Source organism: Paraburkholderia gardini (genome assembly GCF_907164575.1).
Lineage (GTDB): Bacteria > Pseudomonadota > Gammaproteobacteria > Burkholderiales > Burkholderiaceae > Paraburkholderia > Paraburkholderia gardini.
This window is the reverse complement of the sequence record NZ_CAJQYY010000037.1, coordinates 1-15104: the sequence shown is the minus strand read 5'-3', so window position 1 is coordinate 15104 and position 15104 is coordinate 1. Positions and strand designations below refer to the sequence as shown.

The window sequence follows — 15104 nt, the reverse complement described above, 5'->3', positions numbered from 1 at the left end:
GTCCGACGTTCGTCTGGACCATTCATGTTGATTTCCGATGCTGGTTCCACGCCGGCACGCTCATCTCCGACAGGTCGCCAACATGGCTGTCAATTTCCCCTCGATCGATCCCGCTCAGCTTCATCCCGTCGCCGGCGTCACGCTGGGCTGGGCCGAAGCGAACATCCGCAAGCCGAACCGCAAGGACGTGCTCGTCATTTCCGTCGACGAAGGTGCGACGGTCGCGGGCGTATTCACGCAGAACCGTTTTTGCGCTGCGCCGGTGACGGTTTGCCGTGAGCATCTGGAGCGCGTACGCGCGGGCGGCAAGGCGATTCGCGCGCTCGTCGTGAACACGGGCAATGCGAACGCCGGCACAGGCGAGCCAGGTCTCGCGCATGCGCGCGAGACCTGCGTCGAACTCGCGCGCCTCGCCGACATCGAGCCCGGGCAGGTGCTGCCGTTCTCGACGGGTGTGATTCTCGAACCGCTGCCGGTCGACCGTCTGAAGGCCGGTTTGCCTGCCGCGCTGGCAAACCGGAAAGCCGCGAACTGGTACGCCGCCGCGCAGTCGATCATGACGACCGACACGCTCGCGAAAGCCACGTCCCGGCAAGTGACGATCGACGGCCACACGGTCACGCTGACCGGCATCAGCAAGGGCGCGGGCATGATCAGGCCGAACATGGCGACGATGCTCGGCTTCCTCGCGTTCGACGCCAACGTCGCGCAACCGGTGCTCGACGCGCTCGTGAAGCACGTCGCGGACCGCTCGTTCAACTGCATCACGATCGACGGCGATACGTCCACGAACGACTCGTTCATCCTCATCGCATCGGGCAAATCGAGCCTGCCGGCGATCACGTCGACGGATTCCACCGCCTATGCGGCGCTACGCGACGCCGTGACCGAAGTCGCGCAGACGCTCGCGCAACTTATCGTGCGCGATGGCGAGGGCGCGACGAAGTTCATGACGGTGAACGTCGAAGGCGGGAAGGACACCGCCGAATGCCGCCAGATCGCTTATGCGATCGGCCATTCGCCGCTCGTGAAGACCGCGTTCTACGCGTCGGACCCGAACCTCGGCCGGATTCTGGCCGCGATCGGCTATGCAGGCGTGAACGACCTCGACGTCGACCGGATCGATCTTTACCTCGACGACGTGCTCGTCGCGAAAGCCGGTGGACGCAACCCGGACTATCGCGAGGAAGACGGCCAGCGCGTGATGAAGAAAAGCGAGATCGCGATTCGCGTGGTGCTCGGTCGCGGCGACGCGCGGGCCACGATCTGGACCTGCGATCTCTCGCACGAGTACGTCAGCATCAACGCCGATTACCGTTCCTGATACTGATACCGGGTCACATACACGATGGACAAACTCGAACAGTTTTTGACGCGCGCCGAAGCCGTGCTCGGCCGCCTGGAAGCGATGCTTCCGCCCGCGGCACTCGATGTCGACTGGTCCGCGGCCGTTGCATTCCGCTGGCGCAAGCGTCAGGGACGCGGCTACCTGCAACCGGTGCCGTCGATTTCAACCATCTCGCTCGACGATCTGCAGAACATCGACCGGCAGAAGTCGCTGATCGAACAGAACACGCGTCAGTTCGTACACAGCCAGCCGGCCAACAACGTGTTGCTGACGGGCGCACGCGGCACGGGCAAGTCGTCGCTGATCAAGGCCTGCCTGAACGCGCACGCCAAAGACGGTCTGCGCCTGATCGAAGTGGACAAGGACGACCTGCACGATCTCGGCGACATCGTCGACCTGATCGCGTCGCGTCCGGAGCGGTTCATTGTGTTCTGTGACGATCTCTCGTTCGAAGAGGGCGAGTCGGGCTACAAGGCGCTAAAGGTGGCGCTCGACGGCTCGGTGGCCGCGCAATCGGACAACGTGCTGATCTACGCGACCTCGAACCGTCGCCACCTGCTGCCCGAGTACATGAGCGACAACGAGACGTACAAGCACACGTCCGATGGCGAAATCCATCCAGGCGAAGTGGTCGAGGAAAAGATTTCGCTGTCGGAGCGCTTCGGCCTGTGGGTGAGTTTCTATCCGTTCAAACAGGACGATTACCTGGCGATCGTCGGCCACTGGCTGCGCCATTTCGGTTGCGCCGACGCCGAGGTCGAAGCGGCGCGCGGCGACGCGCTCGTCTGGGCGCTAGAGCGCGGTTCGCGTTCGGGCCGGGTGGCGTGGCAGTTCGCGCGCGACTGGTCGGGGCGTAAGTCCCAGGCGCCGCGGGCGTCGGCAGAGGGCGTATGACCGCCGCCGCTGACGTTGCCGGCAACGCGGGCACTGCGCGGCCGGTCACCGAAGTCGCGGTCGGCGTGCTGGTGCAGCCGGACGGGCGCTACCTGCTGGCGCAGCGGCCCGCAGGCAAGCCGTACGAAGGCTACTGGGAGTTTCCAGGCGGGAAGCTGGAGCCGGGCGAATCGGTCGAAGCCGCGCTCGCCCGCGAACTGCACGAGGAACTCGGGATCGTCGTGAACGCGAGCCATCGCTGGCATACGCTCGAACACGACTATCCGCACGCGTACGTGCGGCTCTATTTCTGCAAGGTGACCGGATGGGAGGGTGAGCCGCACGGGCGCGAAGGTCAGGCCTTCGTCTGGCAGGCGTTGCCCGCCGAAGTCTCACCGCTGCTGCCTGCCACCATTCCGGTGCTGGAATGGCTGGCCGCGGAGAAGTAATGCGAACCTGCGTGTCCGCGCAGGTTCGCACGCGGCGGCTGTTCCTTCAGCGCGTTCAGTGCGGGTTGTAGTCGCCGGTAGGGGTTTCGTCCGAAGGCGGTTCTTCATCGGTGCCGCCGATCTTGTACTTTTCGGCGGCCCACGCTCCAAGATCGGTCTGCTTGCAGCGATCTGAACAGAAGGGGCGGAAGCGGTTTTCAGGTGTCCAGCGGACGTCCTTTCCGCAAGTTGGGCATTTGACGACAGTGGGCATGGTCAGGCGATCAATCGCAATCAGGAACGGGAAGCTTCAAACATGGGGCGAACGAGAGCAGTTTCAAAGGCCGCGTGCCGCTCTCGCGGCCGTCCCGGCAGCCGTTATCGCACCGGTGCTGCTATTACAGGCTGCACAACGTAAGCTGGAACGGTACGTCGACATCGACCGATCGCGGCCTCAGGTCGCCGTCCTGCACCGTGAAGCGCACCCACAGCATGTACTTGTTGGCGCTTGCCTCCGGAATCACGCGCAATTCCGGTGCCACTCTCACCTGCATCAATTGATATGAGCGGCCGGAGAGCATCTGTTGATAGCTCCCCTGCATCGCCATCACCTTCGAGGCCTGTCCCGATTCGCGCGCAAGGCGCAATACGATCGTTGCGGCATCACGCAGCGCCAGCAGCGGTGTGACCCATTTGGCAATGTCCTGGCGACGCTGGTCCGGATGCATCTGTTGCCACGCGAAATACGACGGCAGGTCGAACTTGCAGGTTCCGCCGGGAATGATCGCGCGGCTGCGGATGCTTGCGAGCCATTCGTTGTCTGCAAGATGCTGGCCCGTTTTGCCCTGCATCTGCGTGAGGCCGGCTAGCGTCTGCTCGATCTCTCCCAGGACTGCTTCGAGCGCGTTCTGCTCGATGCCGGGATTTCCGCGAAACGGCGCCAGCGTCTGGCGTTGCCGTTCAAGCTCTTTCATCAGATCCGACTTCAGATCCGCGCGGCCCGCGACCTCGGCGATTTCGAAGAGGGTCGTCAGCGCAACATGGTGCTCCCTGGCGTCTTCCTGGGTCAGAAAGAACGTGAAGCGCTCGAACAGATCTTCGAGGCGCAACAGCGTACGGATTCGCTCGTTGAAGGGATACTCGTAAAGGATCAAGCGCGCTCGCCTCTGGCGTGGTCGGTGACGGGATTGCAGGACATTCTAATGCCGTGTGACTACCCTAGCAATCACGCACTTTTTTCGCCCGTTCAGGCGCATTTTCTGCGCCTGAACCGTGATGGCAATGTGACGGGACGCGCGGCCGGTTTCGCGGTGGAATGCGGCGCTGGCGAAGTACTGGATATGTGGTGGGGCGTGCGGCGGAGCATGAGGGTGAGTGCGGCCTGCGTGTGGGCCCGCGTAGGCCCGGCGCGCTTCGCGCATCGGCTGGCTGCTGGCCGGGGAGTGTCACGCGCCGGCCAGCGCGACGTACTGCCGGTGCAATGCGTCGACGTCCATGGAAAGCGTCTCGATCGAAACGGTGTCATTGACGACGACATCGTCCGCGGCGGCGAGCCGCGCTTCGCGGGTCGCCTGACGCGCGACGATCGCGAGTACCTGTTCGCGCGTGAACGCGTTGCGACGCATGACGCGCTCGATCTGTGTTTCGACGGTGCAGTCGACGACGAGCACACGGTCCACCCGCGTCTTCCAGCTACCCGATTCGACGAGCAGCGGTACGACAACCATCACATACGGGCCGCGGGCCTCACTTCGCTCGCGCTCCGTCTCGGCGCGGATCAGCGGATGCGTGATCGCTTCGAGTCGCGACCGGGCTGTATCGTCGCTGAAGACGAGCGCGCGCATCCGGGTGCGGTCGAGCGAACCGTCCTGCGCAATGAACGACGGACCGAACGCCCTGGCAATCGATGGCATCGCGATGCCGCCGGGCGCAGTGATGCGATGGGCGATCACGTCGGTGTCGACAAGCGGTACGCCGCGCGCCGCGAAGAGATCCGCGACGGTGGACTTGCCGCTCCCGATTCCGCCTGTTATCCCGACAGCAAACATGTTTCAGCTCCCCAACACCTGATACAACGGCGTGCCGAGAAACAGGGTGATTGCTCCGCCCGCCGCGAGAAACGGGCCGAACGGCAACGGCTCCTCGAAGCGCATCCGGCCGCGCCACGTTGCGAGCAATCCGACGACCGCACCGGCCACCGCCGCGATCACGACGATCTGCGGCAACGCTGCCCAGCCGAGCCACGCGCCGAGCGCCGCGAGCAGCTTGAAATCGCCGTAGCCCATGCCTTCGATGCCGCGTATCAGCTTGAAAAGCCAGTGGACGCACCACAGCGTGAGGTAACCCGCGATCGCGCCGAGAACCGCATCGTGCAGCGTGGAAAACGTGCCTTCGACGTTGATGATCAGGCCGGCCCACAAAAGTGGCAACGTCATCGAGTCTGGCAGCAGGTGCGTGTCGACGTCGATGGCGCTCATCGCAAGCAGTGTTGCGCAGAGTCCGAAGGCGGCGAGGGCGGTGCCTGTCGCGCCGAATGTCACGAGCGATCCGGCCGCGAGCGCGGCACTCGCTATTTCGATCACGGGATAGCGCAGGCTCACGTGCGCATGGCAATGCGAGCATCGGCCGCGCAACAGCAGATAGCTCAGCACCGGAATGTTTTCCCAGGCCTTCAACGTGTGTCCGCAATGCGGACATGCGCTGCGAGGCAGCCACAGGTCATAGCGCGCAGGAAGGGCGTCGTCTTCGGGTGCCTGGCCCGTCGTCTCGCTTACTTCGTTGCGCCACGCACGCTCGAGCATGATGGGTAGCCGGTGTGTCACCACGTTCACGAAGCTGCCGATGACGAGGCCAAACACGACGGCGAATGCAATCTGCGCGCTGGCGGGCAGAGCGCTGAACGCGGCGGTGACGCTGGCGGTGTAATAGCCCAGCGGGCCGCTGAAAGGGGAGTCGGTCAGGGACGTTATCGCGTGCATGGCTGAATGACTGGATTCGGCTGCGATGCTACACCACGTTGCCGAGTTGAATGATGGGAAGATACATCGCGATGACCAGACCGCCGACGAGCACGCCGAGCACCATGATGACAAGCGGCTCGCACAGGCTGGCCAGCGTGCCGATCTTTTCGTCGACCTGCCGGTCGCAGAGCGACGCGACGTCGATCAGCATCGCGTCCAGCGCACCCGATTCCTCCGCGACGGCGACGGGTTGAACGATTTCCGGCGGAAAGCAGCGCGCCGTCTGCATGGCCGCGGCGAGGCGTTCCCCGCGCCGAAGCCGGACCGCGATGTCACCGGTCGCGCGATCGACGTAGGCGTTGCCAGTAGCGTGCGTCAGGGAATCGAATGCATCCGATAACGGCGTGCCGGCCGAGAGCAGCGTGCCGAGCGCGCGGCTCCAGCGAGCTGAGCAGAGCGTTGTCAGTAGCGGCCCGGCGATTGGCAGCTTCAGCGTCAGGCGTGCAAAGGAAACGCGCGCCTTGTCCGAGCGGCGTAAGACGTGTGCCGCGCCGACGCACGCCGTGATGGCGCATGCGAGCGCGGGCACGCTCCAGCGCGCAGCGGCGGACGAAAGCGCGATCACGAACTGCGTTGGCGCGGGCAGCTTCGCGCCGAAACCGTCGAAGATCTGCTGGAACGTCGGCACGACCCACACAAGCAGTGCCGCGGTAATGGCAAGCGCGAGCAGCAGGATCGCGACCGGATAGGTGAGCGCCGCTCTAACTTTTGCCCGTTGCGCGGCGGTACGCTCGCGGTCGTCGGCGATGCGCGCGAGGACCGAAGCGAGTGCGCCGGTCGCCTCGCCGACTCCGACGAGCTGACAGTACAACGCACCGAACTGCGCGGGATGCCGCTCAAGCGCGGCGGAGAAACGCAGGCCGGCGGTGATATCGCGGGCCAGTGCGCCGACGATGCGCGGCATGCCCTCCCGACCGCGCCGCGCCGGCGATTGCGCCAGCAGATCGAGCGCGGGGGCAAGGGGCAGCCCTGCGCGCAGGAGGCTTGCAAGTTGCCGGGTAAACAACGTGACCTCGGCGGCGCGCGCTTTCGGGCGTGATGCCTGTCCGCGCGCCTCGAGTTCGTAGACGAACAGGCTGTCGCGCTTGAGCAATGCGCGCGCGATGACCGGATCCGGCGCGATCAATGTGCCGCGACGGCGGGCGCCGCTCGAATCGACGGCGCGCCACGCGAAGCGCATGTCGGGTGACGAAGCGTGCAACGAAGGCCGGGCCATGGTCATGCAACCTCCGTTGCGGCCAGCGCTTCGGCCAGACTCGTCGTGCCGTCCCGCACCCGGGCCAGCGCCGCCTCGCGGAGCGAGCCGACGCGTTCGGCCTGGGCCTGTTTCGCAATCGCAAGCGTGCCTGCCCGCGCGACGATCAATTCGCGCGTGGCGTCCGAAACCGGCATCACCTGATGCACGCCGATGCGTCCGACATAGCCCACGCCGTGGCACGCGGGGCAGCCTTTTGCTGCATACGGCTCCCAACCGTCGAGTTGCGCGTCGGAGAAGCCGGCCGCGCGAAGCGCGGCGGCTGATTCATTCGCCGGTACACGACATGCCACACACAGCCGCCTTACAAGACGCTGTGCTGTTACCACGCGCAACGCTGCCGCGAGGTTGTATGGCGCGACACCGATGTCGATCAGTCGGGCAACAGCGGCCGGTGCGTCGTTTGTATGCAGCGTCGAGAGCACAAGGTGTCCGGTTTGCGCGGCCTTGACAGCGACGTCAGCCGTTTCCTCGTCACGAATTTCGCCGACCATGATGACGTCCGGATCCTGGCGAAGGAACGCACGCAGGGCGACGGCGAACGTGAGTCCGGCCTTTTCGCGGATACTGACCTGGTTGACACCAGCTATCTGGATTTCCGACGGGTCTTCGACCGAGCACACATTGCGCGATTCAGCGTTCAGCATTTGCAGGAAGCAGTACAGCGAGAGCGTCTTGCCGCTGCCGGTCGGCCCGGTGACGAGCATCAGCCCATGCGGCGCACGAATCGCGGCTTCCACGGCATCTCGCTGAAGGTGGTCGAGCCCGAGCGCGTCGAGCGAAAGCTGTGCCGGTAGCGCTTCGAGACGCCGCAGCACGAGCTTTTCGCCGTGCAGCGTGGGCAGTGAGTTGACGCGGTAGTCCTCCGTGCGCCCGGCCGCTGCGGCGAGCCGCAGACGACCGTCCTGCGGGATGCGCCGCTCGGCAATGTCCATTCGGGCGAGTACCTTCACACGGGTGATGAACGCGTCGCGCAGATGCGCGGGCGGACGCGCGATCTCATGCAGCACGCCATCGACGCGCAGACGGATGCGCCAGTCATGTTCACCGGGCTCGATATGCAGATCGGATGCGTTCCGGTTTGCGGCTTCAACCAGCGTATCGGTGAGTAGTCGCACCGCAGGCGTGGTGTCGGAGTCCGGATCGACGGGAACATCCGCGTCGTGGCGCAGACGCATCGAGGTCTGCGTTGTGCCGACGCCACTGAACACGCGCGACGCAGACGGCGTGACCATGCGAGGCGCGGACTGACCATGAACCGGCGCAGCGTCGTCATCGTGGCCGGCGGTGCGCAGCGCTGCGGAAGGCGTGGCGTGTGAAGTGAGAGGGTGCATCGAAATCCGGCCTGAGGCCGCCTGCGGAACGCGATAACTTCATCATCGTTGCAGCCGGTCTTGCGCACCACTCGGCCGGATGGCTAGTCTCGAGCGGCCTTCTTGAGTTTCGTGCCCGTGCGGGCAGGCGGACGGAAGATCTTGACCGTGCGAATCGCCTGATCGTCGCTTCGCAACACTTCCAGTTTTACCTCGTCGATGCGAACGCATACGTCGCCTTCGGGGATCTCTTCGAGCATTTCGAGGATCAGGCCGTTGAGCGTTTTCGGTCCGTCAGTGGGCAGTGCGAGTTGCAGCCAGCGGTTCAGTTCCCGCAGCGGCATGCCGCCGGTGACGATGCATTCGCCGTTGTCGTCCCAGCCGCCGCGTGAACTGGCGCTTCGCGGAATGGAGGTCGTGAATTCACCGATCAGCTCTTCGATGATGTCTTCGGGCGTCACGAGGCCTTCGAGCTCGCCGTATTCGTTGACGACGAGTGCCGTGCGCTGGCGACTCTCCTGAAAATATTGAAGCTGCTGGAACACTGGCGTGCCGGTTGGCACGAAGTACGGCTCCGCGAGCAGTTCGCGCAGCGTCTCGCGTTCCAGTTCCTGGTTGTGGAGCGCGGAGAGCGTTTTTCTGACATGCAGCACCCCAAGCACCCGGTCGATATCGCCTTGATACACGATCAGCTTGTTGTGATAGCAGGTTTCGAGCTGATGCAGGATCTGGTCGAACGGTGCATCGAAGTCGAGCGCTTCGATCCGGCGACGCGGAATCATCACGTCATCGACGGAAATGTTTTCGAGGTCGAACAGGTTGAGCAGGATGCTGCGGTGCTTGGTCGGCATGAAACTGCCGGATTCGAGCACGATGGCACGCAGTTCCTCCGTGGATAGACGCTGGTCGCGTCCGCCTTTGGTATTGATGTGCAACAGGCCCAGGATGCCGTTCGCAAAGAGATTGACGAACCACACCAGCGGCCGCGCGACGCGCATCATCGGCGCGATCAGCAGGCTTGCGGGCAGCGCGATTTTTTCCGGAAACGTCGCGCCGACAATCTTCGGCGTGATTTCGGCGAATACGATGATCAGAAACGCGACGATGCCGGTTGCAACCGACAGCACCACATTGTCATGCCCGAACGTGTGCAGCGCGATGGACGTCGTCAGTACGGGAATAATCGTGTTCAGCAGGTTGTTGCCGATCAGGATCACGCTCAGCAGCTGGTCCGTATGCGTGAGCAGCATTTGCGTGGTTTTCGCGCCCAGTGTGCCCTGTGTGGCGAGATGCTTCAACCGGTGACGGTTCAGCGCCATCATCGCCGTTTCGGAAATGGAAAAGAAACTGGAGCAGATGAGCAGTACAAAGACGGCGCTGATTTGCGCCCATAAGGGAATTTGGTCCACGCGTCGCGAAGTAGAGGAAAAAAGGGGGATGGAGGGAAATATAGCAGAGGGTGCCGCCGATGCCCGCCTGGCCGGATGGCATAAGATCCGTGCATTCGGGGCTGGGAACCTGCAGGCGAAAAAAAACCGCGCATTTGCGCGGTTTTTTCAGATTCTGGTCGGGGTGAGAGGATTCGAACCTCCGGCCTCTACGTCCCGAACGTAGCGCTCTACCAGGCTAAGCTACACCCCGAATTGGCCTTACTTGGACTATTACTGCTTTTCAGTCTCGTTCAAGACTGTCTTGCCGTCGAGTAAGAACATAATTCTAGCAGGCTTTCTTTGTAAATGGAATCCGGGAACGAAGAAATTGCCGCTGCGGCCGCCTGCGCCTCCTGCCTGGCGCACTCGAGCGTGTGATCCAGTGCGCCTGAGCGCGTGATCGCCTCGAAAATGGTCTCGAAACGATCGGTGCCGCCCTGCTCGATGGCTTCGCGTGCGAGCGCCGACTGTTCGGGCGTGCCGCGCTCGATCAGATAGATGAGCGGCAGCGTCGGCTTTCCCTCGCGCAGATCGTCGCCGGCGTTCTTGCCCATCGATTCCGCGGTGCCCGTGTAGTCGAGCCAGTCGTCCATGATCTGAAAGGCCGTGCCGATACGGCGACCGAATTCCGCCGCTGCCGATTCGATCGTCGCATCCGCGCCAGCGAGCACTGCGCCCAGCTGTGCGGCCGCCTCGAAGAGCTTCGCTGTTTTGTAGCGGATCACCTGCATGTAGCGGGCTTCGTCGACGTCGGCGTCGTGCATGTTCAGAAGCTGCAGGACCTCACCTTCGGAGATGATGTTCGTCGCCTCGGAAAGGATTTCCATCACGCGCATCTTGCCGACGCCAACCATCATCTGGAACGAGCGCGAATACAGGAAATCGCCGACCAGCACGCTCGCCGCGTTGCCGAACAGCGCATTCGCGGTCTGCCGGCCGCGGCGCAGGTCCGATTCGTCGACCACGTCGTCATGCAGCAGGGTGGCCGTATGGATGAACTCCACGACCGCCGCCAGTTCGTGCCGGTACCCCGTGGTTTCGCCCAGCGCGCCGGCCACGAGCAGCAGCAGCGCCGGACGCAGGCGCTTCCCGCCGGCACTGATGATGTACTCGGAGATCTGGTTGATCAGCATTACCTCCGACGCCAGACGATGCCGGATAACGCGATTCACCTGCTGCATGTCTTCGGCGATCGGAGCGAGGAGGCTGGCGGCGTTGGGGGAGGGGGTGGCAGTCGACGACATGATGGCGAAAAGGGGTAGTGCCGCGAATTATAAGGCGAATCGCGGCTATTCCGCGCCGCAGCCTGCGAGATCGCTGCAGGAATGGCCATCCGGCCAGGGCCGGCGGCCTTCCCGCGGGATGTCAACTGCTTTTGACCGCGCAGCTAACTCTATGTATAATCACGGGTTTCCGCGCGTGGTGCGTGGGGAAAATGAATACAGAGTGAGGTTCTCAATGTACGCGGTCATAAAAACCGGTGGCAAGCAGTATAAGGTTGCTGTCGGCGAAAAACTTAAAGTAGAACAGATACCGGCAGACATTGACGCTGAAATCACGCTCGACCAGGTTCTCGCAGTGGGCGAAGGCGAATCGATTAAGTTCGGTACGCCGCTGGTCAGTGGGGCTTCCGTCAAGGCTACCGTCGTATCTCAAGGTCGTCACGCAAAAGTGACCATCTTCAAGATGCGTCGCCGGAAGCACTACCAGAAGCATGGCGGCCACCGCCAGAACTACACCGAACTGCGCATCGACGCGATCAACGCGTAAGCGCAACGGTCAAGGAGCTAACAAATGGCACACAAAAAGGCAGGCGGATCGTCCCGGAACGGCCGCGACTCCGAGTCGAAACGACTTGGCGTGAAAGTGTACGGCGGTCAGGCCATCAACGCTGGCGGCATCATCGTGCGTCAACGCGGCACGCGTATGCACCCGGGTGAAAACGTCGGTATCGGCAAGGATCACACCTTGTTCGCGCTGACGGACGGCCACGTCAAGTTCACGACGAAAGGCGCCGACAGGAAGCATCTGGTCAACGTAGTCCCGGCAGCAGCCTGAGTTTATTCAGGCACGGGCTTCAGGACCGGAACAAAGGCCCCGCGAAGTTAGCGGGGCTTTTTTTATTGCCGCGTGCGCAAGTATTGGCCATCCGGACGATTGGTCAACGCGCGACAGTCGCGGCAAAATGGCATTAAACACGGGACGGAGTGACTCATGAAGTTCATTGACGAAGCGAGGATTGAAGTCATCGCCGGCGACGGAGGGGATGGCAGCGCGTCGATGCGCCGCGAGAAGTTTGTCCCATTCGGTGGCCCGGACGGTGGCGACGGTGGCCGTGGCGGTAGCGTGTATGCAGTTGCGGACCGCAACATCAACACGCTGATCGACTACCGCTACGCAAAGAAGCACCAGGCGCGCAACGGCGAAAACGGCCGTGGAGCAGACTGCTACGGCAAGGGCGGCGACGATATTACGTTGCGCATGCCGGTCGGCACGACGATTCTCGATATGGAAACGGGCGAGCTGATCGCCGACCTCACCGAACACAACCAGTCGGTTCAGATCGCCGCCGGCGGTTCGGGCGGGCTGGGCAACCTCCATTTCAAGTCGAGCACGAACCGCGCGCCGCGTCAGAAGACAGACGGCAAGCCCGGCGAGCGTCGCATGGTGCGTCTGGAATTGAAGGTGCTGGCGGACGTCGGTCTGCTCGGCATGCCGAACGCCGGCAAGTCGACGTTTATCTCGTCGGTGTCGAATGCGAAGCCGAAGATCGCCGACTATCCATTCACGACGCTGGCGCCGAATCTGGGTGTCGTGCGTGTCGGACCAAGCCGCAGTTTCGTCATTGCCGATATTCCCGGCCTGATCGAAGGCGCAGCGGAAGGCGCGGGCCTCGGCCATCAGTTTCTGCGACATCTGCAACGCACGGGGCTGTTGCTCCATATCGTCGACCTCGCACCGTTTGACGACGCGGTCGATCCCGTTGTCGAGGCGCGAGCGATTGTCAACGAACTCCGCAAATACGACGAGTTGCTCTACGACAAACCGCGCTGGCTCGTGCTCAACAAGCTCGACATGGTGCCGGACGAAGAGCGCGCGGAGCGGGTCGCCGATTTCCTGAAGCGCTACGAATGGAGTGGCCCGGTCTACGAAATTTCGGCGCTCACCGGTCAGGGTTGCGAGAGTCTGATTTACGCCATCTACGACCATATCGCGGCTCACTCCGACGCCCAGCGCGCTGCCGAAGCCGAAGATCTGGCCGCCGACGTCCGTTTTCGTGAAAAGCCGGAGGGTGAAGGCGGCGCCGAATCCGTCCAGCCGCAGGAATAACCGCCCGTCGCTTCAAGGCCTGCACACTCCATGAGATCGGGCGTGCAGGCAGGTATCACGCATTCTCTTGGGAGATCGCGCACAATGCGTTCCGTCATCGCCGATTCCAGGCGCCTGGTAGTGAAAGTCGGTTCGAGTCTCGTTACAAACGACGGACGTGGGCTCGATCATGCAGCGATCGGCCGTTGGGCGGCCCAGATTGCAGCATTGCGGGAGCAGGGCAAGGAAGTTGTCCTCGTCAGTTCGGGCGCGATCGCCGAGGGTATGCAGCGGCTCGGCTGGACGAAGCGCCCGCGCGAGATCGACGAATTGCAGGCGGCTGCGGCGGTCGGTCAAATGGGGCTCGCGCAGGTGTACGAAAGCCGTTTTGCCGAGCACGCGATTCGCACTGCGCAGATTTTGCTCACGCATGCCGATCTGGCCGATCGCGAACGCTATCTGAACGCGCGCTCGACGTTGCTGACGCTCCTTCGGCTTGGCGTCGTGCCGATCATCAACGAGAACGACACGGTCATCACCGACGAAATCAAGTTTGGCGATAACGACACGCTAGGCGCGCTGGTCGCGAACCTCATCGAAGGCGATGCGCTGGTGATCCTGACCGACCAGCAGGGTCTTTACACGGCGGATCCACGTAAGGATCCGGCGGCAAAACTCGTCGAGCAGGCCGACGCCGGTGCGCCGGAACTCGAGGCCATGGCGGGCGGCGCGGGTTCGAGTATTGGCCGCGGCGGTATGCTGACCAAGATTCTTGCCGCGAAGCGCGCGTCGCACAGCGGCGCGAACACGATCATCGCGAGCGGACGCGAACCGGACGTTCTCGTGCGGCTCGCTTCGGGCGAGGCAATCGGCACGCAGTTGGTCGCGCGTACGGCGCGAATCGCCGCGCGCAAACAGTGGATGGCGGACCATTTGCAGGTTCGCGGTCACGTCGTCATCGACGATGGTGCAGTCGAGAAGCTGACCGCAGGTGGCAAGAGCCTTCTGCCGATTGGCGTCGTGGGCGTGCAGGGCGTGTTTGCGCGCGGTGAGGTCATCGCGTGTCTGAACGCCACGGGTCGCGAGGTTGCGCGAGGCCTGACTAACTACAGCAGCACGGAAGCAAAGCTGATCCAGCGACGTACCAGCACCGATATCGAGTCGGTGCTCGGATACATGCTCGAACCGGAGTTGATCCACCGGGACAACCTGGTGCTGGTTTAACGGGTTGTCCGAAGGGCGCCGAAACAAACGCACCTGATCGCGAACAGGCCAGGCGTGGCGCGTCCTTTCCGGCGCTCACGCATGAGCGTGAACCGGATCGCCTTGTTCGCCAGGGACATTTTGCCCACGCGGAAAAAAGCCGATCCCATTTCCGGGAAAGGCTTTTTCATTCATCTCCAGCTCACTATCCCGACACACGCAGCAATGTCAGTCAGCCCGGCATTTAACCGTCGGCGCACGGTTCTCAACCATCGAACATCACACCGAAGCGCTAATTGACGCTTACCGGATCAGCACGCTCTGTGTCCGGTGAAACTGGACGTTTTCGACAATCCGTTTCGCGTTAGCGAGCGGGATCTTGTTCGCGCAGAAATAATCCTGATAGAGCGACGCGTGATAGGCATTCAGCTCGCCGTTTTCGATGCGGGTGAACGCGTTGGCAACGGTGCGGTCCCAGGCATTGTGGTCAGCGTCGAGACCCGCATACAGACGCCATTCGTAGGTGTCGCAGCGGATGCCTTCGTAATTCACGTTACGCGCGCCGGTCGGGCTCGTGATCACAACGGTATATCGCACGACTCCGTCGGAGCCCACGCTCACCGACTTCGAGTCCAGGAAAAACTTCAGCGGCGTATTCTGCGACACGTCGAACGGGAGCAGATTGGCTTGTTGCGGCAGCGGCGGCAATTCGTCGACCTTGTTTTCAACCCAGTTGGCCGGCTGGTCGAGCAGGTACTTAAACGCGCTGTCGTCCTTGTTGGAAGGCGTGCTCGAGCAGCCAGCCAGCAAGGCACCCGTGGCGAGACACGCCACGGCGAAAACAGAAGCTTTCAATATGATTTCCTCGAAACGCCGGGCCCGGCGTTTGAAATGCCCCCCCGCGAGATTCGGGCAGGAACGCCGC

The 15104-nt window shown here is 63.0% G+C and carries 16 protein-coding genes and 1 tRNA gene; 7 read left to right on the top strand and 10 right to left on the bottom strand.

Annotated elements, in window-relative coordinates; all coding sequences use genetic code 11:
* Window positions 1-82: 82 nt before the first annotated feature.
* From argJ to LPA34_RS24280, 3 genes are read left to right on the top strand one after another with little or no spacing between them, the layout of a single operon-like run.
* Complete coding sequence (gene argJ, locus LPA34_RS24290) at window positions 83-1324, top strand: bifunctional glutamate N-acetyltransferase/amino-acid acetyltransferase ArgJ (RefSeq protein WP_228983223.1); 1242 nt, start codon at window positions 83-85, stop codon at window positions 1322-1324.
* Between the two features lie 24 nt (window positions 1325-1348).
* The gene (locus tag LPA34_RS24285) at window positions 1349-2242 is read left to right on the top strand and encodes an ATP-binding protein (protein WP_228983221.1); all 894 of its coding nucleotides are present in this window, start codon (window positions 1349-1351) and stop codon (window positions 2240-2242) included.
* Complete coding sequence (locus LPA34_RS24280; protein WP_228983219.1) at window positions 2239-2670, top strand: NUDIX domain-containing protein; 432 nt, start codon at window positions 2239-2241, stop codon at window positions 2668-2670. The genes LPA34_RS24285 and LPA34_RS24280 overlap by 4 nt, the downstream gene beginning before the upstream one ends.
* Window positions 2671-2725: 55 nt before the next feature.
* Here the strand turns inward: LPA34_RS24280 and LPA34_RS24275 are convergent, their stop codons facing one another.
* The 9 genes from LPA34_RS24275 to LPA34_RS24235 all read right to left on the bottom strand — a co-directional run bounded on the left by LPA34_RS24275 (window position 2726) and on the right by LPA34_RS24235 (window position 10911).
* Window positions 2726-2923: a DNA gyrase inhibitor YacG gene (locus LPA34_RS24275; RefSeq protein WP_228983216.1), complete on the bottom strand. Its 198-nt coding sequence runs from the start codon at window positions 2921-2923 to the stop codon at window positions 2726-2728.
* A gap of 124 nt (window positions 2924-3047) precedes the next feature.
* Window positions 3048-3803 carry a cell division protein ZapD gene (gene zapD, locus LPA34_RS24270; protein WP_228983214.1) on the bottom strand — a complete coding sequence of 252 codons (756 nt, stop codon included), beginning with the start codon at window positions 3801-3803 and terminating at the stop codon, window positions 3048-3050.
* Between the two features lie 291 nt (window positions 3804-4094).
* A complete protein-coding gene (gene coaE / locus LPA34_RS24265; RefSeq protein WP_228983210.1) occupies window positions 4095-4697 on the bottom strand; it encodes a dephospho-CoA kinase in 603 nt (200 codons plus the stop codon).
* 3 nt (window positions 4698-4700) lie between these two features.
* Complete coding sequence (locus LPA34_RS24260) at window positions 4701-5627, bottom strand: prepilin peptidase (RefSeq protein WP_228983207.1); 927 nt, start codon at window positions 5625-5627, stop codon at window positions 4701-4703.
* 28 nt (window positions 5628-5655) lie between these two features.
* Window positions 5656-6885, bottom strand: coding sequence for a type II secretion system F family protein (locus LPA34_RS24255; RefSeq protein ID WP_228983305.1), 1230 nt, complete (start codon window positions 6883-6885; stop codon window positions 5656-5658).
* 2 nt (window positions 6886-6887) lie between these two features.
* Complete coding sequence (locus LPA34_RS24250) at window positions 6888-8102, bottom strand: GspE/PulE family protein (RefSeq protein ID WP_228983303.1); 1215 nt, start codon at window positions 8100-8102, stop codon at window positions 6888-6890.
* A gap of 239 nt (window positions 8103-8341) precedes the next feature.
* The gene (locus LPA34_RS24245) at window positions 8342-9646 is read right to left on the bottom strand and encodes an HlyC/CorC family transporter (RefSeq protein WP_228983205.1); all 1305 of its coding nucleotides are present in this window, start codon (window positions 9644-9646) and stop codon (window positions 8342-8344) included.
* A 155-nt stretch (window positions 9647-9801) separates the two neighbouring features.
* Window positions 9802-9878, bottom strand: a tRNA-Pro gene (locus LPA34_RS24240).
* A gap of 40 nt (window positions 9879-9918) precedes the next feature.
* Complete coding sequence (locus LPA34_RS24235; protein WP_228983202.1) at window positions 9919-10911, bottom strand: polyprenyl synthetase family protein; 993 nt, start codon at window positions 10909-10911, stop codon at window positions 9919-9921.
* A 214-nt stretch (window positions 10912-11125) separates the two neighbouring features.
* Between LPA34_RS24235 and rplU the strand changes: the two genes are divergently transcribed.
* The 4 genes from rplU (at window position 11126) to proB (ending at window position 14200) form a co-directional block, all read left to right on the top strand.
* Complete coding sequence (rplU, locus tag LPA34_RS24230) at window positions 11126-11437, top strand: 50S ribosomal protein L21 (protein WP_007180329.1); 312 nt, start codon at window positions 11126-11128, stop codon at window positions 11435-11437.
* Between the two features lie 24 nt (window positions 11438-11461).
* Window positions 11462-11725, top strand: a complete 264-nt coding sequence (gene rpmA / locus LPA34_RS24225) for a 50S ribosomal protein L27 (protein WP_228874116.1) — start codon at window positions 11462-11464, stop codon at window positions 11723-11725.
* A gap of 156 nt (window positions 11726-11881) precedes the next feature.
* Window positions 11882-12997: an Obg family GTPase CgtA gene (gene cgtA / locus LPA34_RS24220; protein ID WP_228983198.1), complete on the top strand. Its 1116-nt coding sequence runs from the start codon at window positions 11882-11884 to the stop codon at window positions 12995-12997.
* 84 nt (window positions 12998-13081) lie between these two features.
* Window positions 13082-14200 (top strand): glutamate 5-kinase, encoded by a 1119-nt coding sequence (proB, locus tag LPA34_RS24215; protein ID WP_228983196.1) that lies wholly within the window; start codon window positions 13082-13084, stop codon window positions 14198-14200.
* 282 nt (window positions 14201-14482) lie between these two features.
* Here the strand turns inward: proB and LPA34_RS24210 are convergent, their stop codons facing one another.
* Window positions 14483-15034 carry a CNP1-like family protein gene (locus LPA34_RS24210; RefSeq protein ID WP_228983194.1) on the bottom strand — a complete coding sequence of 184 codons (552 nt, stop codon included), beginning with the start codon at window positions 15032-15034 and terminating at the stop codon, window positions 14483-14485.
* Between the last annotated feature and the right edge of the window lie 70 nt (window positions 15035-15104).

Excerpts from the sequence above, each read along its gene's own strand:
- argJ (WP_228983223.1), top strand. The coding sequence starts at position 83 with ATGGCTGTCAATTTCCCCTCGATCGATCCCGCTCAGCTTCATCCCGTC.
- LPA34_RS24285 (WP_228983221.1), top strand. The coding sequence starts at position 1,349 with ATGGACAAACTCGAACAGTTTTTGACGCGCGCCGAAGCCGTGCTCGGC.
- LPA34_RS24280 (WP_228983219.1), top strand. The coding sequence starts at position 2,239 with ATGACCGCCGCCGCTGACGTTGCCGGCAACGCGGGCACTGCGCGGCCG.
- LPA34_RS24275 (WP_228983216.1), bottom strand. The coding sequence starts at position 2,923 with ATGCCCACTGTCGTCAAATGCCCAACTTGCGGAAAGGACGTCCGCTGG.
- coaE (WP_228983210.1), bottom strand. The coding sequence starts at position 4,697 with ATGTTTGCTGTCGGGATAACAGGCGGAATCGGGAGCGGCAAGTCCACC.
- LPA34_RS24260 (WP_228983207.1), bottom strand. The coding sequence starts at position 5,627 with ATGCACGCGATAACGTCCCTGACCGACTCCCCTTTCAGCGGCCCGCTG.
- LPA34_RS24255 (WP_228983305.1), bottom strand. The coding sequence starts at position 6,885 with ATGGCCCGGCCTTCGTTGCACGCTTCGTCACCCGACATGCGCTTCGCG.
- LPA34_RS24250 (WP_228983303.1), bottom strand. The coding sequence starts at position 8,102 with ATGCGTCTGCGCCACGACGCGGATGTTCCCGTCGATCCGGACTCCGAC.
- LPA34_RS24235 (WP_228983202.1), bottom strand. The coding sequence starts at position 10,911 with ATGTCGTCGACTGCCACCCCCTCCCCCAACGCCGCCAGCCTCCTCGCT.
- rplU (WP_007180329.1), top strand. The coding sequence starts at position 11,126 with ATGTACGCGGTCATAAAAACCGGTGGCAAGCAGTATAAGGTTGCTGTC.
- rpmA (WP_228874116.1), top strand. The coding sequence starts at position 11,462 with ATGGCACACAAAAAGGCAGGCGGATCGTCCCGGAACGGCCGCGACTCC.
- cgtA (WP_228983198.1), top strand. The coding sequence starts at position 11,882 with ATGAAGTTCATTGACGAAGCGAGGATTGAAGTCATCGCCGGCGACGGA.
- proB (WP_228983196.1), top strand. The coding sequence starts at position 13,082 with ATGCGTTCCGTCATCGCCGATTCCAGGCGCCTGGTAGTGAAAGTCGGT.